General features: G+C 73.2%; 20 protein-coding genes and 1 tRNA gene. 2 read left to right on the top strand and 19 right to left on the bottom strand.

All coding sequences use genetic code 11. The annotated features are described in order from the left end of the window. Position 1: 1 nt before the first annotated feature. The 6 genes from PHK61_RS02255 to PHK61_RS02230 all read right to left on the bottom strand — a co-directional run bounded on the left by PHK61_RS02255 (position 2) and on the right by PHK61_RS02230 (position 6,265). Complete coding sequence (locus tag PHK61_RS02255; RefSeq protein WP_274279329.1) at positions 2–613, bottom strand: GTP-binding protein; 612 nt, start codon at positions 611–613, stop codon at positions 2–4. Then, entirely contained in the window at positions 594–974 is a 381-nt protein-coding gene (locus PHK61_RS02250) for a DUF742 domain-containing protein (RefSeq protein WP_274279328.1), read from the bottom strand. The genes PHK61_RS02255 and PHK61_RS02250 overlap by 20 nt, the downstream gene beginning before the upstream one ends. Next, the gene (locus PHK61_RS02245) at positions 971–1,390 is read right to left on the bottom strand and encodes a roadblock/LC7 domain-containing protein (protein ID WP_274279327.1); all 420 of its coding nucleotides are present in this window, start codon (positions 1,388–1,390) and stop codon (positions 971–973) included. The genes PHK61_RS02250 and PHK61_RS02245 overlap by 4 nt, the downstream gene beginning before the upstream one ends. Further along, a complete protein-coding gene (locus tag PHK61_RS02240; protein ID WP_274279326.1) occupies positions 1,387–3,465 on the bottom strand; it encodes an ATP-binding protein in 2,079 nt (692 codons plus the stop codon). Before PHK61_RS02240 ends, PHK61_RS02245 begins: the two co-directional genes overlap by 4 nt. A gap of 444 nt (positions 3,466–3,909) precedes the next feature. Next, a complete protein-coding gene (locus tag PHK61_RS02235; protein ID WP_274279325.1) occupies positions 3,910–4,761 on the bottom strand; it encodes an NAD(P)-dependent oxidoreductase in 852 nt (283 codons plus the stop codon). Between the two features lies 1 nt (position 4,762). After that, positions 4,763–6,265, bottom strand: a complete 1,503-nt coding sequence (locus PHK61_RS02230) for a flavin-containing monooxygenase (RefSeq protein ID WP_274279324.1) — start codon at positions 6,263–6,265, stop codon at positions 4,763–4,765. Positions 6,266–6,498: 233 nt separating this feature from the next. On the opposite strand from PHK61_RS02230, the gene PHK61_RS02225 reads away from it, so the two are divergent. Then, positions 6,499–7,839 (top strand): MFS transporter, encoded by a 1,341-nt coding sequence (locus PHK61_RS02225; RefSeq protein WP_274279323.1) that lies wholly within the window; start codon positions 6,499–6,501, stop codon positions 7,837–7,839. Between the two features lie 68 nt (positions 7,840–7,907). Here the strand turns inward: PHK61_RS02225 and PHK61_RS02220 are convergent, their stop codons facing one another. Together PHK61_RS02220 and polA are read right to left on the bottom strand one after the other, a co-directional pair. Continuing rightward, positions 7,908–8,381 (bottom strand): GyrI-like domain-containing protein, encoded by a 474-nt coding sequence (locus tag PHK61_RS02220; RefSeq protein ID WP_274279322.1) that lies wholly within the window; start codon positions 8,379–8,381, stop codon positions 7,908–7,910. A gap of 129 nt (positions 8,382–8,510) precedes the next feature. Beyond that, the gene (gene polA, locus PHK61_RS02215) at positions 8,511–11,267 is read right to left on the bottom strand and encodes a DNA polymerase I (RefSeq protein ID WP_420791333.1); all 2,757 of its coding nucleotides are present in this window, start codon (positions 11,265–11,267) and stop codon (positions 8,511–8,513) included. Positions 11,268–11,348: 81 nt separating this feature from the next. Between polA and PHK61_RS02210 the strand changes: the two genes are divergently transcribed. Continuing rightward, positions 11,349–11,792, top strand: a complete 444-nt coding sequence (locus tag PHK61_RS02210) for a PaaI family thioesterase (RefSeq protein ID WP_274279321.1) — start codon at positions 11,349–11,351, stop codon at positions 11,790–11,792. A 52-nt stretch (positions 11,793–11,844) separates the two neighbouring features. Here the strand turns inward: PHK61_RS02210 and PHK61_RS02205 are convergent, their stop codons facing one another. The 11 genes from PHK61_RS02205 to PHK61_RS02155 form a co-directional block, all read right to left on the bottom strand. Continuing rightward, a complete protein-coding gene (locus PHK61_RS02205; RefSeq protein ID WP_274279320.1) occupies positions 11,845–12,564 on the bottom strand; it encodes an ABC transporter ATP-binding protein in 720 nt (239 codons plus the stop codon). Continuing rightward, positions 12,561–13,547, bottom strand: coding sequence for an ABC transporter ATP-binding protein (locus PHK61_RS02200; RefSeq protein ID WP_420791332.1), 987 nt, complete (start codon positions 13,545–13,547; stop codon positions 12,561–12,563). Before PHK61_RS02200 ends, PHK61_RS02205 begins: the two co-directional genes overlap by 4 nt. Then, a complete protein-coding gene (locus PHK61_RS02195; protein WP_274279319.1) occupies positions 13,547–14,722 on the bottom strand; it encodes a branched-chain amino acid ABC transporter permease in 1,176 nt (391 codons plus the stop codon). The genes PHK61_RS02200 and PHK61_RS02195 overlap by 1 nt, the downstream gene beginning before the upstream one ends. Continuing rightward, complete coding sequence (locus tag PHK61_RS02190; protein ID WP_274279318.1) at positions 14,719–15,705, bottom strand: branched-chain amino acid ABC transporter permease; 987 nt, start codon at positions 15,703–15,705, stop codon at positions 14,719–14,721. The genes PHK61_RS02195 and PHK61_RS02190 overlap by 4 nt, the downstream gene beginning before the upstream one ends. Before the next feature lie 189 nt (positions 15,706–15,894). Further along, entirely contained in the window at positions 15,895–17,058 is a 1,164-nt protein-coding gene (locus tag PHK61_RS02185) for a branched-chain amino acid ABC transporter substrate-binding protein (protein ID WP_274279317.1), read from the bottom strand. 218 nt (positions 17,059–17,276) lie between these two features. Further along, positions 17,277–18,497: a branched-chain amino acid ABC transporter substrate-binding protein gene (locus PHK61_RS02180; protein ID WP_274279316.1), complete on the bottom strand. Its 1,221-nt coding sequence runs from the start codon at positions 18,495–18,497 to the stop codon at positions 17,277–17,279. A gap of 208 nt (positions 18,498–18,705) precedes the next feature. After that, complete coding sequence (locus PHK61_RS02175) at positions 18,706–19,335, bottom strand: ANTAR domain-containing response regulator (RefSeq protein WP_274279315.1); 630 nt, start codon at positions 19,333–19,335, stop codon at positions 18,706–18,708. A gap of 198 nt (positions 19,336–19,533) precedes the next feature. Next, positions 19,534–19,607 (bottom strand) — tRNA-Leu (locus PHK61_RS02170). 99 nt (positions 19,608–19,706) lie between these two features. Next, a complete protein-coding gene (locus PHK61_RS02165) occupies positions 19,707–20,369 on the bottom strand; it encodes a rhomboid-like protein (RefSeq protein WP_274279314.1) in 663 nt (220 codons plus the stop codon). After that, a complete protein-coding gene (locus tag PHK61_RS02160) occupies positions 20,366–22,111 on the bottom strand; it encodes a GGDEF domain-containing protein (protein ID WP_274279313.1) in 1,746 nt (581 codons plus the stop codon). Before PHK61_RS02160 ends, PHK61_RS02165 begins: the two co-directional genes overlap by 4 nt. A gap of 150 nt (positions 22,112–22,261) precedes the next feature. Continuing rightward, positions 22,262–22,579, bottom strand: a complete 318-nt coding sequence (locus tag PHK61_RS02155; RefSeq protein ID WP_274279312.1) for a winged helix-turn-helix transcriptional regulator — start codon at positions 22,577–22,579, stop codon at positions 22,262–22,264.

The raw sequence follows: 22,579 nt of genomic DNA, 5'->3' as shown, positions 1-22,579 counted from the left end.
CTCAGGTGGAGCGCGCCAGCGCGTGCTCGACCAGGACGATCAGCGCCCGCGTGCAGGAGGCGTCGTCGCGGGCGTCGACGTGCACCAGCGGGTGGCCGGGCGGGACGGCCAGGGCGTCGCGCACGAGATCGTCGTCGACGCCGTCGGTGCCCGGGAACGCGTTGAGGGCGACGACGAACGGCAGGCCGCGGTTCTCGAAGTAGTCGATCGCGGCGAAGCAGTCGTCGATGCGGCGCAGGTCGACCAGGACGACCGCGCCGACGGCCCCGCGGGCCAGCTCGTCCCACATGAACCAGAACCGCGACTGGCCGGGGGTGCCGAACAGGTAGAGGACCAGCGAGTCGTCGATCGTCACGCGGCCGAAGTCCATGGCCACGGTCGTCGTCGTCTTCTCGGGCACGATGCTGGCGTCGTCGACGCCGTCGGACAGGCTGGTCATCTGCTGCTCGGTCGACAGCGGCGGCACCTCGGACAGCGCCGCCACGAGGGTCGTCTTGCCGACCCCGAACCCGCCCGCCACGAGGATCTTCAGCGGCAGCAGGTCGCGCCGCGCCCCGGGGGCGACGCCCGTCGTCGCCGTACCCGCCCGGCCGTCAGCGTGCACGGAGTCCATCGAGCAGCCTCTCCAGGAGTTCGCGTCGGGGGCGACCGTCGGTCCCGACCAGGGGCAGGTGGACAGCGAGGTGGTCCTCGGCGGCGAGATCGCTGACGAGGACCCGGGCGACACCGATCGGCACGCCCAGCAGGGCGCCGATCTCGGCGAGCGACTGCGGCTCGGTGCTCGCCTCGACGATCGCCCGCGCCTCGGGCGGCATCCCGGGCGCCTTCGCGAGGCCCATCTCGGTGGCGGTCACCAGGGCCTCGATGGGCATGTCGCTCCCGGCGAGCGACCTGGTCCGGCCCGCGGTGAACGCGTAGTTCGGGACGACCCGCCCGCCCTCGGCCTGCGGTCGCTGGCGGCGGTCCACGCTCACGGCGCTGACGGGTGGCCGCCACGTCCGGCGGCCACACCCGGGGTGAGGGCGTGCCCGACGCGGGACGCGAGCAGGGTCATCTCGTAGCCGACCAGGCCCATGTCGGCGGACCGGTCGGTGACCACCGCGAGCGTGGAGCCCAGGCTGATCGAGGTCGCGAACAGGTAGCCGCCGTCCATCTCCACGATGGTCTGGGTGACCGGCTCGGCGTCGAGCAGCGTCGCGGTGCCCCGCGCGAGGCTGACCAGGCCCGACACCGCGGCGCAGAGCTGGTCGGCGAGGTGCGGGTCGACCCCGTCGCTGACCGCCAGGCGCAGCCCGTCGGCGGACACGACGAGGACGTGCCGCACCCCGGGCGTGCCGCTCGCGAACTCGGAGAGCAGCCAGTCGAGTCCGCTGTCGGTCGGTGCGCTCACGTCTGCCTCCCGGAGGTGCTCCCGCGCTGCGGGTGGTCGTCGTTCTCCTCGGCCATGGCGGACCGGGCCGCGGCGCGGCTGGCCTGGTAGGCCGAGAGCGCGCTCACGGCGCCGTCACCGGACGGGGCGTCCGGGCGACCGTCCTCCCGGCCGTCCTCCCGGCCCCGGGGTGGCGCGCCGGCCTCGGGGCCGGTGCGGGCCGCGGTCACGGGCGTCGCGGCCGGGATGGAGGGCGTGCGGCGGATGAGCTCGGGCGCCAGGTGACTCTGGGGCCGGCGCCGGGCGAGGACGAGGCCGTGGGGTCCGGCGGGCGCGGGGGCGTCGCCGTCCGGGCGGCGCGGGGCGGGGGCCGCCGGACCGGCCTCGCCGTCGGGCACCGGGGCCGGCGGCGGCACGACGATCGGGTGGATGAGGCCACGTCGGGCGGGGGCCGGCGCGCCCTCGGGAGTCCCGGCGGGCGGGGTGTCCTCGAGTGTGGCGTGCGGGTCGGCCCCGTCGGCGGCGGCCGCGCCGGCGGGCTCGACGGGCGCGTCCGCGGGGGCGGCCTCGTCGTCCCCGGCGGGCGCGGCGTGGGCGGCCCGGCGGCGCTCGGCCCGGGCGGCCGGGGCGTCCGGGGTGTCCGGGGTGTCCGTGTGGTCCGGGGCCACCCGGCCCGGCCAGGCGTGCCGGCCGTTGACCGGGACGGGCCCGGAGGCGGGCCCGGAGCCGTTGCCGCGGGAAGCGGCGTGGCCGGCGTCGGCCGAGCCGCGCCGTGGCACCGGCACCGCCGAGGCCGGGACCTGCTCGAGCCCCCGGTCCCCGACCGCCGGCACGGTCGGCGCCGACTCGGCGAACAGCGCCGCCGGGAGCAGGAGGACCGCCGTCAGACCGCAGCCCGGGGTCGGGGTGAGCGAGACGCCGATCCCGTGGCGCTCGGCGAGCCGCGCGACGACGTGGAAGCCGAGCCGCCGCGCGGCCGCCGACACGTCGGTCTCCTGCGGGTGGGCGAGCAGCTCGTTGGCCGCGGCGAGCCCGGCGGGCGGCATGCCGATGCCGGTGTCCTCGATGACGAGCAGGTGTGCCCCCGGCGTGCGGTGGTAGGGGCGGCTCTGGAGCACCACGGGCGCCGACGGCGGCGAGTAGCGCGCGGCGTTCTCGACCAGCTCGGCGATCATGTGCGTGAGGTCGGCGACCGTGCTGCCCACGAGGCGCGGGCGCTCGTCGACCGCGAGCGTCACGCGGTCGAGGTCCTCGGTCTCGGCGACGCCCGCCCGCACGACGTCGCGCAGGGCCACCGGGGCCGACCACACGCGGGCCGGCTGCTCGCCGGAGAGCACGAGCAGGCTCTCGGCGTTGCGCCGGACGCGGGTCGCGAGGTGGTCCAGCCGGAAGAGGTCGGCGAGCGCGTCGGGGTCGCGCTCCCGCTCCTCGAGATCGTTGATGATGTCCAGCTGCCGGTGGAACATGCTCTGGTTGCGCCGCGCGAGGTTCAGCAGCAGTTCCGACGTGAACTCCTGCTGGCGCACCGTCGACTCGTGCAGTTCCTTGCCGAGCTCGATGCGGCGGCGCTGCTCGTCCTGCGTGATCTTCACGAAGATCGCGACGCCGGCACACGCCAGCAGGACCGCGAAACCGTGGATCGCCGACCACAGCCACGGCGAGTGCTGGGCGGCGTGGTGGTTGAAGAACAGCGTCGGCACGAGCAGCGTGCCGAGGCCGTGGGAGAGCGTCGTGAAGACGATGTTGACCGCGAACGGCACCCAGTGCTGGTACAGCATGAGGAAGCCGATGATCACGAAGAACGAGAAGTGCGCCTCGATGTAGCCGCCGGAGAGGATCACGAGGCCGCCGCACGACGCGGACAGGCCCGCCGACACGAAGATCTCGCCGGCGAGGCGGCCGGGCACGAACCACCCGCCCGCCGCCGTGAGCAGCGGGACGAGGGCGACCAGGCCGGCCAGGAGGAACGTGTTGCCGACGGCCAGCCCGAACACCAGCAGGAGGGGCGCGAGCGAGACCAGGACCCCGACGAGGAAACGGTGGCGCCGCTGCCAGGCCGCGTCGTCGACCATGTCCCCACGGGGGAGGTAGTCCATGACACGGGTCATTGCGGGCGATTCACCGTCCTTCGGGTCACCGGTCCAGTCGGTCGAACGCCGCGGAACCGTACACGCGCCGCTCACCCTGTCCTCCGGACGAAGGGCTCGATGCCCTCCCGCGACCCGACGCGCGACCCGTGCTCTCACCCACCGCAACCACACGGAGGTTGTTCGAGGGCGGACGACGTATCGGCGACGTCCGGGAGGAGTGCGCGTCCTCGACCGTTCGGTCGCGCCGGGATCCGGTGCCCGGGAGGCAGGAAATGGCTCCGAAAGAGTTCGTGGATGGGCCGCAGGTGGGACGGCGCCCGGGGACCGGGGCTCCGCGGCGGAGCGATCGGAGGGACGCGCACACCCGGACGGCTCACGGGTCGGCGAGCGAACGCGCCGGACCCGGACGAGCACGCCCCGTGATGCGGTGATCGCGCTCCGGGACGGAGGTCAGCCGGAACCGTCCGGGCGCAACCCCGAGGGATCGGTGAGGTCCGCGGGGACCTCGTCGGGCCGCCGCCCACCCCACGCGCTCGTCGCGAGCGCCCGGTACACCGCCGCGAGCGCCTCCCCCAGCGCCGGCGTCAGGCCGGCCTCGGCCTGCGTCGCGGCGATCTCGGTCATCTCGTCGACGAAGCGCCACGCCTTGGTCGCCGCCACGGCCGCCGTCGGCACGCCCGCGTCGGGGAAGTCGAGGCGGAGGTCGTCGACGACGGTCTCGAGGACGTCGTGCTCCGCCGCGGTGACGAGCGCCTGCGCGAGCAGCGCCTGGTGGCCCTTGCGGACCGAGGCCGTGCACATCTTCGCCGCGCTCGCGGCGCCCACCGGCCCGTCGATCACCAGCCAGCGCACGCCGGGCGCGACCAGCGTCGCGACCTCGCCGGCGCGCGGCCCGGACAGGAAGACGCGCGTGGGCCGCCCGGCGTCCGGGTGCGGCGGGGGCCCGGAGACGGCCCCGTCGACGAGGTCGGTCGGCAGCTCCTCCGCGACGGCCGCGACCGTCGCCGGGGCGACGGCGTCGAGCTCGGCCACGAGCGGGCGCGCCCCGGTGCGGGTGCACGCCTGCGCGACGTCGGCGCCCGCGGCGCGCGCCGCACCCGGCGGCACCACGAGCAGCAGGACGTCGACGTCGCGGACGAGGTCGTCGAGCCCGCCGGCGTCCTCCAGCACACCGCGGGCGCGGGCGACCGTGTCCGCCGAGCGCCCGGCGAGGCTCGCCAGCACGCGGTGACCGCCCGCCGTCAGGCACCCGGCGAGCGCGGTGCCCATGGCCCCGGGCGCGACGACCCCGACGACGGCCACGTCAGCCCGCGGCGCGCTCGGCCGGGGGCACGCGGCGCGCGGCCGCGGGGACGAAGCGCATCGCCGCGTCGTCGACCCGACTGCGGCGCAACGCCACGGCGTCGACGGCGTAGTTCATCGCGAGCCGCCAGGGGGCGCGGGTGCCCTGCTTCGGGAGCTCGTCGATCGAGCGCTGGACGTAGCCGGCGCCGAAGTCCAGGAACGGCGCCTCCTCGACCTCCGGGTCGCGCTCGGGCACCGCGACGCCGAGCCCGCGGTCGCGGAGGTGGCGCAGGAGCCGCACGACGTACTCGCCGACGAGGTCGACCTTGAGCGTCCACGAGGCGTTGGTGTAACCGATCATGTAGACGAGGTTCGGCACACCGGAGAGCATCATGCCCTTGTAGGCCATGGTGTCGGGCAGGTGCACCGGCTCCCCGTCGACGACGATCTCGGCGCCGCCGAACATCTGCAGCGTCAGGCCGGTGGCCGTGACCACGATGTCGGCCTCGAGCTCCTGCCCCGACCGCAGGCGGATGCCGGTCTCGGTGAACGTCTCGATGGTGTCGGTGACGATGTCGGCGTCCCCGCGGCGGATCGCCCGGAACAGGTCGCCGTCTCCGACCATGCACATCCGCTGGTCCCACGGGTCGTACCGCGGGTTGAAGTGGGTGTCGACGTCGTAGCCCGCCGGGAGGGCGGCCAGCGTGGCCTTGCGGAGCAGGCCGCGGACGAACCGCGGGAACCGCTGGCTGAGCTGGTAGAGCGTGATGATCTGGGCGATGTTCTTCGCGCGCGTCAGCGGGTCGGCGACCGCACGGGGCAGCCACCGCGAGAGCGCCTCGGCCACCACGTCGGTGCGCCCGATCGAGAGCACGTAGCTCGGCGAGCGCTGCAGCTGCGTGACGTGCGCGGCCCGGCCGTCCCCCTGGGTCCCCTCGTCGAGCAGGGCGGGCACCAGCGTCACCGCCGTGGCGCCGCTGCCGATGACCACCACACGGCGGCCGGCGTAGTCGAGCTCGGGGTCCCAGAGCTGCGGGTGCACCACGGTGCCGCCGAAGCGCTCGATGCCGGGGAGGTCGGGCGTGTAGCCGTGGTCGTAGCGGTAGTAGCCCGAGCACATCAGCAGGAACGAGCAGGTCAGCGTGCCCTCGCGCCCCGGCATCTCGAGGGTCCAGCGCTGGGCGTCGGAGTCCCACGACGCGCGGGTGACGCGGTGCCCGTAGCGGATCTTCCGGTCGACCCCGTACTCCTGCGCGGTGTCGCGCACGTACTCCAGGATCGACGGGCCGTCGGCGAGCGCCGTCGCGCTGCTCCACGGCCGGAACCGGTAGCCGAGCGTGTGCATGTCGGAGTCCGAACGGATGCCCGGGTAGCGGAACAGACTCCACGTGCCGCCGAGGTCCTCCCGCGCCTCGAGCACCGCGTAGCGGGTGCCCGGCAGGTCGCGCTCGAGGTGGCACGCCGTCCCGACCCCGGACAGGCCCGCGCCGACGATGACCACGTCGAGATGCTCGGTACTCACGCGTACCACCGTAGCGGGTGGTACCGCGACGTACCAGAGCGGCACCGCGCTCACGGTCCCGACGGATCGCGACGGCGGCGAGGTCGGCGGGACAGGAGGTCGACCTCGCTGACGATCGGGTCGGCGTCCGTCGCCCGGCGGGACCATCGTCCCTGGCCGCGGCCACCACCGGCGGCGACGGTGGTGGGTAACGGGAGTGTGCACAGGCCGGATGATCGGACGCGAGGAGCGCGATGGCAGCCGACGCCGAGGCGCCGCCCAGTACCCGGGGGGAGCGGATCGGCTGGTACTTCTACGACTGGGCCAACTCGGCATTCTCGACCACGGTGGTCACCGTTTTCCTGGGCCCCTATCTGGGGTCGATCGCCGACAACGCGGCCGACGCGAACGGCCGGGTGCACCCCTTCGGCGTCCCGGTCGCGGCCGGTTCGCTCTTCGCGTACACCGTGTCCCTGTCGGTCGTGCTCCAGGTCCTGGTGTTGCCGGTCGTGGGCGCGATCGCCGACCGGTCCCCGCACAAGAAGCAGCAGCTGGCGCTGACGGCCTACATCGGCGCGGGGGCCACGACAGCTCTGGTGTTCCTCACCGGCGACCGATACCTGCTCGGTGCGCTGCTGTTCCTGGTCGCCAACATCGCCTTCGGCGCCAGTGTGGTGGTCTACAACTCGTTCCTGCCGCAGATCGCCGGGCCCGACGACCGCGATCGGGTGTCGAGCATCGGCTGGGCGGTCGGGTACATCGGCGGCGGCCTGCTGCTCGCGCTCAATGTCGCCGCGGTCAGCGGTGCGGAGGCATTCGGTGTGTCCAGCGGCGAGATCGCCCGGTGGAGCATCGTCTCGGCCGGTGTCTGGTGGGCCGCGTTCACCACGATCCCGCTGCGGCAACTGCACGACCGACCGGCGGTCGCGGGTGCGGCAAGTGGCTCGGCCCTCCTCGACGGGTTCCGTCAGCTGGGCCGGACCTTGCGGGAGCTGAAAGGCTTCCCGTTGACCTTGTTGTTCCTGATCGCCTATGTGATCTACAACGACGGCATCCAGACGGTGATCGCACTGGCGAGCGTGTACGCCGACAAGGAGCTGCGCCTACCACAGTCGGTGCAGGTCCAGACGATCCTCCTGGTGCAGCTCCTGGCGTTCTTCGGGGCCCTGCTGCTGGGCTGGATCGCCCGCCGGTTCGGCCCCTGGAAGACCGTTCTCGGCAGCCTCGTGGTGTGGGCGGTGGTGCTCGCCGTCGCCTACACGTTGCCGGCCGGACAGCCGATACCGTTCGTCCTGCTCGGCGCACTGATCGGCCTCGTGCTCGGCGGCAGCCAGGCCCTGAGCCGGTCACTGTTCAGCCAGCTCATCCCGCAGGGCAGCGAGGCCCAGTACTTCGGCATCTACGAGATCTCCGACAAGGGGACGAGCTGGTTGGGGCCACTGCTGTTCGGGGTGACCTTCCAGGTCACCGGCAGTTACCGGACGGCGATCATCTCGCTGATCGCCTTCTTCGTGATCGGATTCGTGGCTCTCGCGGCGCTCCCCCTCCGCAACGCCATCCTGGCCGCCGGGAACACCCCGCCCCGCGTCCTGTAGTCGTGCGCTCGGGGCTTCGCGCCTGCAACCGGGCCACGCCACGCGATGGGGCCGCGGGGAGGCACCGCTCAGTGCGGAGACGTCAACGGCCGGAAGACGACGGTGCGCGTCTCGGCCGGCGACGTCCCCGGGTCGCTCCAGTACTCCTCCCACATCGGGCCCGTGTCATCGACGTGGCGGCCGCGGGCGGCGACCCCCTGACCGAGCGCGTCGTAGGCCTTGTCCAGCTCGTCGTAGGGGCCGACGTGCGTGATGGTCGCGACCTCGACCTCCGGGAGCCGGTACGGCTCGACTCCCTCGCCCGGCTCGAACTCGCGCTCGACCACGAAGCCGGACATGACGTGGAAGGCGTCCTCGTCCGCCTCGAAGATGGAGATGGCCGGGCCGGCGATGGGGACCTCGATCCGGGCGAGGTGGACCGCGACCTTGCGGAAGGCTTCGACGGCCTTCGGTCCGATGTCCTGGGGCCGGGCCTCGTACTGCACGACGGCCAGCCGACGGCCGATCTCATGGGCGAAGGTGACATCGTCGTTCCGGGGCATCGTCGTCCTTCCGGCCTGCTGGGATCGGTCTCCTGTCGCGAGGGGACCGGGAGCCGGCCGGCCGCACCAGGGACGGAGGTCCCGCACCTGGCGGTGCTGGGTGTCCTGTGCCGCCCTGGCATGCGAGCGCTAGTGCGCGGCCTGGTCCCAGGACTTCCCGAAGCCGACCGACACCTCGAGCGGCACGTCGAGCTCGAACGCCGCCCCCATCTCGCGGCGGACCAGCTCGGTGACCGCGTCCTTCTCCTCGGCGGCGACCTCGAGCACGAGCTCGTCGTGCACCTGCAGCAGGATCCGCGAGCGGAAGCCCTCGTCGCGCAGCGCCTGGTGCACCCCGAGCATCGCGACCTTGATGATGTCGGCGGCGCTGCCCTGGATCGGCGCGTTGAGCGCCATCCGCTCGGCCATCTCGCGGCGCTGGCGGTTGTCGCTCGTGAGGTCGGGCAGGTAGCGGCGGCGCCCGAGGATCGACGACGTGTAGCCGTCCTTGCGGGCCTGCGCCACGACCTGGTGCAGGTAGTCGCGCACGCCGCCGAAGCGCGCGAAGTACTCCTCCATCAGCTCCTTGGCCTCGTCGGTGGAGATCCGGAGCTGGGCGGACAGGCCGTAGGCGGACAGGCCGTACGCCAGCCCGTAGTTCATCGCCTTGATCTTGGCGCGCTGCGCCGGGTCGACCTCGTCCTCGGCCACCGAGAACACCCGCGCGGCCGTCGCCGAGTGGAAGTCGTAGCCGGACTGGAACGCCTCGATCAGCGCGTCGTCGCGGGAGAGGTGCGCCATGATGCGCATCTCGATCTGCGAGTAGTCGACGGTCATGAGGTCGGAGAACGCGCCGTCGGCGGAGTCGGAGCCGACGACGAACGTGTCGCGGATGCGCCGGCCCTCGGCGGTGCGCACCGGGATGTTCTGCAGGTTGGGGTCGGTGGAGCTCAGCCGCCCGGTGCGCGCGATGGTCTGGTTGAACGTGGTGTGGATGCGCCCGTCGTCGGACAGCGCGTCGAGCAGGCCCTTCACCGTGACCCGCAGCCGCGTCGCGTCGCGGTGCTCGAGCAGGTGCTCGAGGAAGGGGTGCGGGTTCGACTCGTTGAGCGTCTGCAGCGCGTCGGCGTCGGTGGTGTAGCCGGTCTTGGTGCGCTTGGTCTTCGGCATCTCCAGCTCGTCGAACAGCACCACCTGCAGCTGCTTCGGCGAACCGAGGTTGATCTCCTTGCCGATGACGTCGTACGCCGACTGCGCCGCGGCCTGCACGCGCGCCCCGAACTGCGACTCGAGGTCGTGCAGCGCGCTGACGTCGACCGCGACGCCGGCGGCCTCGAGGTCGGCGAGCACCGCGAGCAGCGGCAGCTCGAGCTCGGTGAGCAGGGCGGTGCCCCCGAGCTCGGCGAGGTCGGCGTCGAGCTTGTCGGCGAGGTCGATCACCGCGCGGGCACGCAGCATCTCGGCCTGCGCGAGCGCCGTGTCGGCCTCCTCCTCGCCGCCGTCGAGGGTGAGCTGCTCGCTGCCGCCCGACTCCTCGACGCGCAGCTCGCGGCGCAGGTAGCGCAGCGCGAGGTCGGCGAGGTCGAAACTGCGCTCGCCGGGGCGGGCGAGGTAGGCCGCGAGCGCGGTGTCGCTGGTGACGCCGTCGAGCGTCCAGCCGCGCGCCCGGACCGCGTGGATCGGCCCCTTGATCTCGTGGCCGGCCTTCGGGACGTCGACGTCCGCGAGCCACGTGGCGAGCGCCTTCTCGTCGGCCTCGTCCATGGCGTGCACGTCGAGGTAGGCCGACTCGCCGTCGGCGGCCGCGAGCGCGATGCCCTCGAGATCGCCGGTGCCGTGCGCCCACCGGCCCCGGAACGCGAGCCCGACCCGGCGGCCGTCGCGGGCGTGGTCGGTGAGCCAGTCGGCCACCGCGCCGGTCTCGAGCGCCGAGCCGCGGACCTCGAAGCCCTCCTCGGCCTCGGGCTCGGCGGCGGTGAGCGTGGAGAACAGCCGCTCGCGCAGCACCCGGAACTCGAGCTGGTCGAACAGCTGGTGCACGGCGTCGCGGTCCCACTGGCGGACCACGAGGTCGTCGGGACCCATCCCGATGCCCTCCACGTCGCGGACCAGCTCGGTGAGCTGGCGGTTGAGCACCACCGACGACAGGTGCTCGCGCAGCGCGTCGCCGGCCTTGCCGCGCACCTCGTCGACCCGGTCGACCAGGGCGTCGAGGGACCCGAACTCGCGGATCCACTTCTGCGCCGTCTTCTCCCCCACCCCGGGGATGCTCGGCAGGTTGTCGCTCGGGTCGCCCCGCAGCGCCGCGAAGTCGGGGTACTGGGCGGGCGTCAGCGTGTAGCGCTCCATGACCTGCTCGGGCGTGTAGCGCACGAGGTCGGACACGCCCTTGCGCGGGTAGAGCACGGTGACGTCGTCGCTGACCAGCTGGAACGCGTCGCGGTCGCCGGTGCAGATCGCCACCGTCATGCCCTGCGCCACGGCCTGGGTGGTGAGCGTGGCGATGAGGTCGTCGGCCTCGTAGCCCTCGACCGCGAGCACGGGGATCGCGAGCGTCGCCAGGACGTCCTTGATGAGGTCGATCTGGCCGCGGAACTCGTCGGGCGTGGAGCTGCGGTTGGCCTTGTAGGCCGCGTAGGTCTCGGCCCGGAAGGTCTGGCGCGAGACGTCGAACGCCACCGCGAGGTGGGTCGGCTCCTCGTCGCGCAGCAGGTTGATCAACATCGACGTGAAGCCGTAGACCGCGTTCGTGGTCTGGCCGGTCGTGGTGTTGAAGTTCTCGGTCGGCAGCGCGAAGAACGCGCGGTAGGCCAACGAGTGCCCGTCGAGCAGCAGCAGGCGCGCCCGCCCGCCCGCCGGGGCGTCCGGGACGGTCTCGGGCTTGGTCGCGGTGCTGGTCGGAGCCACGTCGAGGAGTCTAGGCGCGACCCCCGACACACCCGGGCGGCCCGGGCGGCCCCGGTGCGGCCGCCGTCCTACCCTGCGGGAATGACCAGCTCCCCGGCTCCCGAGTCCGCGGCGGTGCCCGAGATCGAGGTGCAGTACCCCGACGAGCAGCTCGCCGCGCGGATGGGCATCGAGATCACGCAGTGGGAGCGCGACCGCGTCGTCGGCACCATGCCCGTCGCCGGCAACCGGCAGCCGTTCGGCCTGCTGCACGGCGGCGCCAACGGCGTCCTCGCCGAGACCCTCGGCTCGACGGCCGCGGCGATGCACGGGTGGCCCGAGCGCCTGCCCGTCGGCCTCGAGCTGAGCTGCACCCACCACCGCTCCGCGCTGGGCGGGAGGGTCACCGGCGTCTGCACGCCCCTGTCGGTCGGCCGCACGATCGGCACGTTCGAGATCGTGATCACCGACGACGACGACCGGCGCGTCTGCACCGCCAAGCTCACCTGCGTCTACCGCGACCGCCCGCCGGGGTCGGCGAGCTGATCGCGCGCGGGGTGCCCCTGGCAGCGAGGGGGACCCTGCACCCCCGGGCGCCTCAGCTCACGCCGAGGTACGCGTCCTGGATGGTCGGGTCCGCGAGGAGCTCGGCGCCGGTGCCGGAGCGGGTGACCTCGCCGGTCTCGAGGACGTAGGCCTCGTCCGCGAGGCCCAGGGCCTGGGTGGCGTTCTGCTCCACGAGCAGCACCGTCGTGCCCTCCGCGTTGATCTCCTCGATCACCCGGAAGATCTGGGCGATGAACTGCGGGGCGAGGCCCATCGACGGCTCGTCGAGCAGCAGGAGCCGGGGGCGGGACATGAGCGCGCGGCCGATGGCGAGCATCTGCTGCTCGCCGCCGGAGAGCGTGCCGCCGGTCTGGGAGCGGCGCTCCGCGAGGCGGGGGAAGAGCTCGTACACGCGCTCGAGGTCGGCCGCGAACTCCGGGCTGCGGCGGTCCTTGCGCACGAAGGCGCCCATGTCGACGTTCTCGGCCACCGTCATGCCCGGGAAGATCCCGCGGCCCTCGGGCACCTGGCAGATGCCGCGGACCACGCGCAGGTCGGCACGGACCTTCGTGAGGTCCTCGCCGTCGAAGCGCATGGTGCCCGACTGCAGCCCCAGGATCCCCGAGATCGCCTTCATCGTCGTGGTCTTGCCGGCCCCGTTGGCGCCGATGAGGGCGACGATCTGGCCCTCCTCGACGCGCAGGGTGATCCCGCGCAGTGCCTGGATGCGTCCGTAGGCGACGTTGACGTCGTCGAGCTCGAGCAGGCTCACGACGACTCCTCCCCCGTGCTCGTGGTGGCGCCGGTGCTCGGGGTGCCGTCCGCGTCGACGGCGCCGCCCAGGTAGGCCGAGATCACCGCGGGGTCCCGGCGCACGTCGTCGGGGAGCCCGTCGGCGATCTTGCGGCCGAAGTCGAGCACCACCAGCCGGTCGGTGACGCCCAGGACGACTCGCATGTCGTGCTCGACGATGACCACGGTGTACCCGTCGTCGCGGATCTTGAGGATCAGTTCGGAGAGCGCGTCCTTCTCGGTCGCCGAGAAGCCGGCCGCCGGCTCATCGAGGCAGAGCACCTTCGGCTCGGTGGCCAGGGCGCGCGCGATCTCGAGGCGCCGCTGGTCGCCGTAGGGCAGCGCCGTGGCCTTGTCCGCCGCGCGGTGCGCGATCCCGACGAACTCCAGCAGCGCCATCGCCTTCTCGACACCCTCGCGCTCCTCGCGGCGGTGGCGCGGAAGGCGCAGCAGCGCGCCGGGGATCGACGTCCGGTGCCGCGCGTCGGTGCCGACCACGACGTTCTCCAGCGCGGTCATCGCCCCGAAGAGCCGGATGTTCTGGAACGTCCGCGCGATGCCGGTCTGGATGATCCGGTAGCGCTTCATCGTCGCGAGCGAGTCGCCCTCGAGGCGGATGTCGCCCGCGGACGGCCGGTAGACCCCGGTCATGATGTTGAAGCAGGTGGTCTTGCCGGCACCGTTGGGCCCGATCAGGCCCAGGATCTCGCCGCGCCGCACGTCGAAGGACACGTCGTCGAGCGCGGTCAGGCCGCCGAATCGGACCGTCAGCCCGTCCACCGCCAGCAGGGTCTCCCCCATGGCGACGCCGATCTCGCGGCCCGGCGCGACGGCGCCCGACACCTCGGCGTCGTGCTCGGCACGCGACGCGGCGTCCATGTGCTCGAGGTCGGTGAGCAGACCCGCCCGCGTGGGTTCGCCGATCTGTCGGGTCGAGCTCCGCTCGGCGTCGTCTCCCGGCATCACTCACCACCTCCTCGTGGCGAGGTCCCGGCGTGGTCGTCGGGTGTCGTCTCGGGCAGGTCGCCCTCCGCCCTCGTCGACGGTGTCATCCCGCTCGGGGCGACGCCGGTGCGCACCCCGAACAGCTTCTGGTACGCCTCGCGCCCGTACGCCAGCAGGTGCTGGCGCATCCCGAGCAGGCCCTGGGGCCGGAACGCCATGAGGACCATGAGGGCGACACCGAAGACCAGGAAACGGTACTGCGGTTCGAACTGGAACCGGTCCGGGATGTAGGACACCAGGAACGCGCCGACGATGACGCCGACCTTGTTCCCCGCACCGCCCAGCACGACCGCGGCGAGGTAGAGGATCGAGGTCGCGACGTCGAAACGCTGGTTGTTGACGTAGCCGACCTGCGCGGCGAACAGCGAGCCCGAGAGCCCGCCGACCGCGGCGCCGATGGCGAACGCCCAGATCTTGAAGCGGTAGGTCGGGACGCCGGTGAGCTCGGCGGCGTCCTCGTCCTCGCGCACCGCGATCCAGGCGCGGCCGACCCGGGAGCGTTCCAGGTTCCCCATCAGCATGAGCACGATGACGATCAGGCAGACCGCCAACCAGTAGAACCCGAGCACGTCGGTCTGCGTGAACACCGGCGAGCCGTCGGGGTAGCTGGCCTCCGGGCGCGCGATGTTCTGGAAGCCCCGGTTGCCGCGCAGCGGGTCGATGTTGTCGGCGAGCAGGCGGACGATCTCGCCGAAGCCCAGCGTCACGATCGCGAGGTAGTCGCCGCGCAGCCGCAGCGTCGGCGTCCCCAGGATGACCCCGGAGATCATCGTGACCAGCATGGCGATCGGGACGATCACCAGCCACGGGTAGCGCACCCCCAGCAGCGAGTCCGGGCTCGAGAGCAGCGCGGTGGTGTAGGCGCCGATCGCGAAGAAGCCGACGTACCCGAGGTCGAGCAGGCCGGCCTGCCCGATCACCACGTTGAGCCCGATGGCGATCAGCGCGAGCACGGCCGCGTTGAACAGGGCGATCGGGAAGTCGGTCGCCGGCTCGGTGGTGATGATCGGCGGGTTGAGCACCGGCAGCCAGAGCAGGAACACCACGACCGGGATCAGCAGACCCCATTGCTGGAACCGGCTGCGGGCGTTCCAGAACGTCGAGACCTGCGCCATCCGCTCTCGCATCGTCATGCCCGCGACCTCGCCAACGACTCCCCGAGGATGCCGGTCGGCCGGAACATCAGCACGACGACCAGCAGCACGAAGGCCACGATGTCGCGCCAGTCGCCGCCGAACAGGCTCTGTCCGTAGTTCTCGGCCACGCCCAGGATCAGGCCGCCGAGCAGCGCGCCGCGCAGGTTGCCGATCCCGCCGAGGACCGCGGCGGTGAACGCCTTGATGCCCAGCAGGAAGCCGCCGTTGTAGACCGCGCCCTGCGGGATGGTCATCAGGTAGAAGAGCCCGGCGACACCGGCGAGCACGCCGCCGACCAGGAACGTGATCGTGATGACCCGCTCACGGTTGACACCCATGAGCGTCGCGGTGTTCGGGTCCTGCGCCACCGCGCGGATGCCGCGCCCGAGGCGGCTGCGGTTCACGAAGGTGTCCGCGACGAAGAACATCGCGAGCGAGGCCAGGAAGATGATGATCTGCAGGTTCGTCACCGGCGCGCCGAAGATCGTGAACACCGGGGACGGCGGGAGCAGCCGGATCGTGCCCTCGGGGTTCGAGCCCCGCCAGATTCGGATGACCTGCTGGAGGACGAACGACGCGCCGATGGCGGTGATCAGGAACGCGAGGCGCGGCGCGTTGCGCCGCCGCAGTGGCCGGTAGGCCGTGCGTTCCAGCAGGACCGCGGCGAACCCCGAGACCGCCATGCCGACCAGCCCGGCGAGGACGAGGTCGACGATGATGAACCCGAGCGGCAGGTCGGGGATCGCGCCGGGCTCGAAGCCGAGCGCCAGGAACGTCAGGTACACCCCGAAGACCCCGAGGATGAAGATCTCGGAGTGCGCGAAGTTGATCAGCTGGAGCACGCCGTAGACCAGCGTGTACCCCAGCGCGACCAGCGCGTAGATGCTGCCGTAGGCCAGGCCGTTGACCGTGTTGGCCCAGAACCGGTCGATCAGCAGACCGACGTCGAAGTTGATCCAGGGCTCGGTGCTCGCGGCCAACGGTGCCGCGTGTGCGAGTACCGCGAAGGAGGAGATGACGCGCTCCCCGGGGCGTCGGGCGCCGCAGGGGCGCAGGGGCGTTTCGGGTGGTGACGCGGGATGGTGCCAGGCGGTGGCGCCGGGGGCACCGACGCCCGCCGGCCGCGCCCCTCCGCGACGATGCGGAGCGGACGCGGCCGGCGGGTGGGATCAGATCTGGCTGTCGGTGACGATCTGGTTGCCCTGCACCCGGTACATGTAGACCGGGGTCTGGGTGAGCTCACCGGTCGGGCTCCACTGGAACCGCTTGGTGAGGCCCTGGCCGTTGTAGCTGCGCACGAAGTTCAGCAGCGCCGCCCGGTCGGCCGCACCCCGGTCGATCCCCTGGAGCAGGATCGTCGTGGCGTCGTAGCCCTCGGCCGAGTAGGTCTGCGGCGGGACGCCGAAGGCCTGCCGGTAGGCGTTGGTGAAGTCGGTGAAGCCTTCCTGCGGCACGCACGGGCAGGACAGCAGGGCACCGTCGGCGGCACCGGCCGCGTTGACGACGAACTGCTCGTCCTTCACGCCGTCGGGACCGATGAACGGGGTCTGCACACCGGCGTCCCGCAGCTGCTGGACCAGCGGCGAGGCCTCCTGGTAGTAGCCCGAGTAGAAGATCGCCTGCGGGTTGGCCTGCTGGACCTGGCCGATCACCGCGGAGAACTCGCGCTGGTTGGTGCGGACGTCCGCCTGGCAGGTGGCGGCCGGGCCGAGCGCCTGCGTCACCTGCTGGGCGAGCCCGATGCCGTAGTCGGAGTCGTCCTTGATGACGCAGACGTTCTGGGCGTTCAGCCGCTGCTGGATGTAGCGGGCGATCGCCGGACCCTGGACCGCGTCGTTGCCGAGGCCCCGGAAGAAGTTCGTCCAGCCGTTCGTGCTCAGCGCCGGGTTGGTGGCCGACGGGGTGATGTTCACGAGGCCGGCGGCGTTGAGGGCCGGGCCGACCGCCCGCGACTCGCCGGAGAACGGCAGGCCCACGATGCCGAGGACCTGCGGGTTGTTGATCACGGCGGTGACCGGACCGACGGCGGTGTCCGGCGTGCCGCCGGTGTCCGCGCGCACCAGGGTGACCTGGCAGTTCGGGTTGGCCGCGTTGTGCTGGTCGACCGCCAGCTGCACCGCGTTGACGATCGCGATGCCGAGCGCCGCGTTCTGCCCGGCGATGGTGCCCGTGTAGGCGATCGACGTGCCGGGAGCGCAGCGCCCCTGCCCGTCACCGGCCGGGAGCACCGCATCGGTGGGCTGGCTGGGCGCGCCCGCCTGGGGGCCACCGCCCTGCTGCTGCCCGCCCCCCTGGTTGGCGCAGCCGCTCAGGACCAGCGCCACCGCAGCCACGAGCGCACCCGCGGCTGCGAGCCGTCGTCGGATCACGTCCACCTCCGTCACCTGCCGTCAGGGATCCACGTCGGGTCCGCGTGATCGCTCGCCCGGTCGGGTGTGGAAGGTATAGGCGTGTGCGACGCATCGCGCAAGCGGCTGCGCCGTCGTGTTGGTCCGAGACGTCCGATCTCGGTGGAGATCCGCTCCGCGACCTCGGGAGATCCGCAGGACGGTCAGTCGGCCGGACCGACGACCGTCCAGCGCCCGGCCTGCACGCGGTACACGGTGACCGCGTCGGTGACCACGTCGCCGAAGCGGTCGAACGACAGCGGGCCGGTGACGCCGTCGCCGTCGTACCCCTGCACCGACCGGACGACGTCCGGACGCCGCGCCGGCGTCCAGTCGCCGTCGTCGCCGAGGGCGCGAACGGTCGAGTCGACAAGGACGTTCGTCGCGTCGAACGTGGCCGCGCCGTAGGACCCGATGTCGTCGGGGTAGCCCGCCTGCCGGTACGCGTCGACGAACCCCCGTGCGGCGGGCAGCGTCTCGGGGGGCGGGCCGATCGACGTCCCGAGGTCGCCCTCGCGCCCACCGGCGGTGACGTACCCGGGGTTGACGATGCCGTCGCCGCCCACCACCGGCGCCGAGACCCCGCCCGCGGCGAGCGCCGCCGAGAGCGGCCCGCCCTCGGGGTACTCGCCGCCGTAGAACACCGCGTCGGGCCGGGCGGCCGCGACCCGCGAGACGACGGCGCCGCGACCCGCGCCCGGCGCCGCGGTCACCCGGGCGACGACCTGCCCGCCCTCGGTCGCGAGCTGCTTGGCGAACTCCTCGGCGATGCCCTCGCCGTAGGTCTTGCCGTCCGAGACGACGGCGACGCGGCGCTTGTTCTCCGCGCGCGTCAGGTAGCTCGCCGCGGCGGGGCCCTGCACGCCGTTGGTCGCCACGGTCCGGAAGAACGTCTGGTACTGGCGCAGCGGGGCGGTGACGGCGTTCGCCCCGCGCGTCAGGGACGTCGCGGTGCTGCCCGGCGAGATCTGGACGATGCCCGCGTCGCTCAGGACCGGCTGCACGGACTGCGCCACCGACGAGTTGAACGGCCCGAGCACGCCGATCAGCGAGGGGTCCCGGGCGAGCGTCGCGGCCGCGGCGGCACCGGTCGCCGGGTCGGCGCGGTCGTCCTGGCTCTGCACGGCGAGGTGGTAGCCGGGCACGGCGCAGCGGGCGTTGGCCTGGGTGACCGCGAGGTCCGCCGAGTTCTTCATCCCGAGACCGACCGACGCGAGCTCGCCGGAGAGCGGCGCCACGAGCCCGACGACGAGGGTGCCGCGGCTGGTGTCGCAGTCGCCGCCGTCGCCCGCCGCCCCGCCCGCTCCCCCGCAGCCGCTGAGCACCAGGGCGAGCGCCGCCGCGACCGCCCCGAGTGTCCCGACCCGACGCCGTCCCGCGCCCACTCGCCTCGCCCCCTGCCCGCCGTCGGCACCGTGTCCGTCGGCACCGTGTCCGGTGCGCGCTCCGATGCGTGGTCGAGCGCCCACGGTAGGTCACGGCTGAGTGACCACCGCGCAGGGGACGGCAGTGAGGCGTCTGTCCTGGGCAACGGGCCGACAGACAGGTGGGCCAGCGCCTGTCACCCGAACAGGGGACACACGCTGCGTAGTGTCAGCCGAAGGTCTCGACGACGGCGTCGGCGACGGCCCGCATCGTCGTGCGGCGGTCCATCGCCGTGCGCTGGATCCAGCGGAAGGCGTCGGGCTCCGACATCTTCTTCTTGGCCATGAGCAGGCCCTTGGCGCGCTCGACGGCCTTGCGGGTCTCGAGTCGCTCGGTGAGGCCGGCGACCTCCTCCTCGAGCGCCGCGACCTCGGCGTAGCGCGAGGCGGCCAGCTCGATGGCCGGCACCACGTCGGTCTTCGAGAACGGCTTGACCAGGTAGGCCATCGCCCCGGCGTCGCGGGCGGACTCGACGAGCTCGCGCTGGCTGAAGGCGGTGAGCATGACGACGGGCGCCAGTCGCTCGCCCGCGATCGTGCGCGCGGCCTCGAGCCCGTCGGTGCCGGGCATCTTGATGTCCATCATGATCAGGTTCGGCCGGAGCTCACGCGCGAGGCGCACGGCCTCCGCGCCGTCGCCGGCCTCGCCGACGACCTCGTAGCCCTCCTCGCGCAGCATCTCGACGAGGTCGAGGCGGATCAGCGCCTCGTCCTCGGCGACCACCACGCGCAGACCGGTCGGGGTCCCGGCCTCCGGAGCGCTCCCGGTCTCGCTGATGGTGTCGGCCGACTGGCTCATCGCGGCTCCTGGTCTCTCGCGTCGGTGCGCCGCCCCTCGTCGGGCCGCCCCGGTGAGACCGCGGGAGGAACGGCCGACCCGCCCTCCGGAGCACCGTCGGAGCAGGCCGTTTCGATTCAGGAGGGTACCGGGCGGAGGGCCGGGTCCCGACCGTGACGCTGGCCTCGCGGTCGCGCTCGCCGCGGTGCGACGACACGGTGCCCCCGGTGGGATTCGAACCCACACTGTACGGATTTTGAGTCCGCTGACTCTGCCGATTGGTCTACGGGGGCCGACTTCTCGGACTACTGCGGGGCAGGTCCCGGCCAGCGGCAGCATAGACGGCGGGGGCGATCGCCTTCCGGAGACCGCGAGCGGCACACGTCGCATGATCAGGAGGGCCGCGGACCTGCGCGACGTGCCCCTCGCCGCACCGCCAGCCCCACCCCGAACCCGATGCCCGCGGCGACGAGGTGGCCCACCGACGTGAAGTCCGGCCACCACCCGGTCCAGTCGGCGTCGAGCAGCGGCCACCCCGCGACGACGAGCGCGGCGGGCACACCGGCTCGGCGCGGCAGCAGCACGGTCGCGGCGGCCGCCGCGCCCTGGGCGCCGTAGCTGACGCCGACGTCGACCGCGGAGAGCACCGACGCCGGGTAGGCGCCGGCCTCGACCGCCGCGAGGATCAGCGGCACCGTCAGCACCGTCGCCCCCACGTGGCCGCCGAGGAAGGCCGCGCCGGCGGTCGCGACACCGCGGCGGGCCTCGAGCCACCAGAGCGCCCCGCCGATGCCGACGCCCACGATCGCGACGGTGCCCGGGGTGATCTCGCCGCTGTTGCCGAGGTGGAACGGGCTGGTCGCGAGGGCGCCGAGCGGGTGGTCACGCAGGTTCTCGACGTTCGTGCTGCTCCACGTCCGGGCCGCCGGGCCCGTGCCCGTGGCGGCGAGGACGACGTGGGCCGCGACGAGAGCCCCGAGGTAGGTCGCCGTCGCCGGGCCCGCGCGGACCCACCGACGCAGCGCCCGGCCCGCGACCGCCGTGCCCGCCGTCATCCCGCGCGGTGGACGCGGTTGCGGCCGGCGTTCTTCGCCGAGTAGAGCGCGCGGTCGGCCTCGCTGAGCAGCGCCTCGCCGTCGCCGGCGTGCTCGGGCAGGCCCGCGACGCCGAACGACGCCGTGAGCAGCTGCTTGTCGCCGCGGCGGAAATCCTCCTCGACGCGGACCCGCAGGCGCTCCGCGAGCGCCACGGCCTCGTCGACCCCGCCGCGCGGGACGAGGACCGCGAACTCCTCGCCGCCCCAGCGGTAGGGCGTCTCGCCGTCGTGCACGCCCGCGCGCAGGACCGCGGCGACCTCCTGGAGCACGACGTCGCCCTGCTGGTGGCCGTAGCGGTCGTTGAGCTCCTTGAAGTGGTCGAGGTCGAGAATGATCACCGACATGGGCGTCGACCACCGCTTCGCGTCGGCGACGGCGCGCTCGAGGTCGGCGTTCAGGCGGCGGCGGTTGGCGAGCTGGGTCAGCGGGTCGAACTCCGAGAGCCGCTCGGTGGCCGCGTGCAGGCGGCTGGCCTCGATCGCCGAGCCGGCCAGCGTCGCCAGCATCTCCACCGAGGAGAGCCGCTGCCCGTCCACCTCGCCGTCGGGCGGGTCCCAGCACTCGACGACCCCGATCACCCGCGCGCCCACGACCATGGGCACCGCGACCGCCGGGTCCTCCCCCGCGGTGGGGTCGCCGCGCGAGATCTGGGCGTAGCGCGCCGAGCGGCCCACCACCCCGACCGCGAGCGGGCAGTCCTCCTCCATCGGCGAGACCGACCCGCGGTCCGAGTCGTGGGCCAGCTCGAGGGCGGTGCCGTCGTCGAGCAGCAGCCACAGCAGGACGCGCCCGTCGGTGACGGCGACGGCGGCCTGCACCGTGGCGTCGATGACGTAGCGGGTGTTGAGGCTGCCCGCGATCTCGCGGGTCATGATCAGGATCGTGCGCAGCCGGTCGGTGCGGACCTGCAGGCGCTCGGCCTGCGCCGCGGTCTCCTCCTGCTGCCGGCGCAGGGCCACCGTCATCTCCGCGATGCCGTCGCGCAGGGCGACCAGTTCGGCCGACCCGGCCACCGGTTCCGGGGGTGTCAGGCGGCCCTCGCCGATGCCCCGCACCGAGGCCAGGAGCCCGTCGACCGGGGCGACCACGTGCGCGAGCAGCCGGCGCCGCGCCCGCAGCGCGACCACCAGGGCGGCACTCGCCACGACGGCGGTCACGACGATGAGGGACCGCTGGATCAGGCGGGACGCCGCATCCTGGGCCTCGATCACCTCGATGACGGCGGCGCGGGTGGCGGCGCTGGCCTCCCGGTACTCGCGCATGAGCACGTCACCGCGGGCGACGAACTCCCCGACGCGCTCGGGCGTCACCGCCTGGATCTCGCCGACCCAGCCGGACTGCCACTCGCGCTGGGTCGCGACGAGGTCGAGGACCAGCGGGAAGACTCCCGGCTGGTCGAGGGTCGCGAGCATGGCCCCCTCGGCTGCGGCGATCTCGGGCGCCCGCTGCGCCGCCTGCGCGACGAAGTAGGGATCGCGGGTCGCGAGGTAGGCGCGCAGGAGCGAGTCGGTGCCCATCACCGCGTCCTGGGAGTCCTCGACCGCGAGGAGACCGGTGCGCAGCTCGTCGCCCGCCGGCACGGTCACGAGGGCGGAGTACGACAGCCGCCCGAGGTTGATGACGACGATGACCAGGGCGGCGACCGCGACGACGGCACCCAGGCGTTGCACCTCGGTGACCATCCGCAGCGGAGGCGCCACGCCCTTCCTCCAGGGGTCCGCGGCCGGCCGGTTCCACACCCGGGAACCCCCGATGCTCACCGGATGTGCCCCCGACGGCACCGGACGCTACCGCTGCTCGGCTGTCCGGTCGACGTCTCGGGCGTCCGATTCGCGCAGCGTGACCGCCGGTCAGGGACGACGGCGGTCGCGACTGCACACCGTGAGCGCCTCCAGCAACGGGGCGAGCCGGCGGCCCTCCGCGGTGAGCGCGTACTCGGTGCGGGGCGGGCGGGTGTCGAGCACCCGCCGCTCGACGAGCCCCGCGGACTCGAGATCGGCCAGGCGCGCCGCGAGCGTCGCGGGCGGCACCTGGCCGAGGGCCTGCTCGAACTCGGAGAACCGGACCGCACCGAGGTGCGCGGCGTAGAGCACCGAGAGCGACCAGCGTCGCTCCAGCAGTGCCGTCAGCGCGCGCACCTCGGGCGGTACCGGTTCCCGCGGGCACAT

It is taken from the genome of Actinomycetospora lutea (genome assembly GCF_028737205.1).
GTDB lineage: Bacteria > Actinomycetota > Actinomycetes > Mycobacteriales > Pseudonocardiaceae > Actinomycetospora > Actinomycetospora lutea.
The sequence above is the reverse complement of the archived record's forward strand: the minus strand, read 5'-3'. Positions and strand labels throughout refer to the sequence as shown.

Excerpts from the sequence above, each read along its gene's own strand:
- PHK61_RS02175 (WP_274279315.1), bottom strand. The coding sequence starts at position 19,335 with ATGAGCCAGTCGGCCGACACCATCAGCGAGACCGGGAGCGCTCCGGAG.
- PHK61_RS02165 (WP_274279314.1), bottom strand. The coding sequence starts at position 20,369 with ATGACGGCGGGCACGGCGGTCGCGGGCCGGGCGCTGCGTCGGTGGGTC.
- PHK61_RS02210 (WP_274279321.1), top strand. The coding sequence starts at position 11,349 with ATGACCAGCTCCCCGGCTCCCGAGTCCGCGGCGGTGCCCGAGATCGAG.
- PHK61_RS02155 (WP_274279312.1), bottom strand. The coding sequence starts at position 22,579 with ATGTGCCCGCGGGAACCGGTACCGCCCGAGGTGCGCGCGCTGACGGCA.
- PHK61_RS02195 (WP_274279319.1), bottom strand. The coding sequence starts at position 14,722 with ATGACGATGCGAGAGCGGATGGCGCAGGTCTCGACGTTCTGGAACGCC.
- PHK61_RS02220 (WP_274279322.1), bottom strand. The coding sequence starts at position 8,381 with ATGCCCCGGAACGACGATGTCACCTTCGCCCATGAGATCGGCCGTCGG.
- PHK61_RS02225 (WP_274279323.1), top strand. The coding sequence starts at position 6,499 with ATGGCAGCCGACGCCGAGGCGCCGCCCAGTACCCGGGGGGAGCGGATC.
- PHK61_RS02240 (WP_274279326.1), bottom strand. The coding sequence starts at position 3,465 with ATGGACTACCTCCCCCGTGGGGACATGGTCGACGACGCGGCCTGGCAG.
- PHK61_RS02200 (WP_420791332.1), bottom strand. The coding sequence starts at position 13,547 with ATGCCGGGAGACGACGCCGAGCGGAGCTCGACCCGACAGATCGGCGAA.
- PHK61_RS02255 (WP_274279329.1), bottom strand. The coding sequence starts at position 613 with ATGGACTCCGTGCACGCTGACGGCCGGGCGGGTACGGCGACGACGGGC.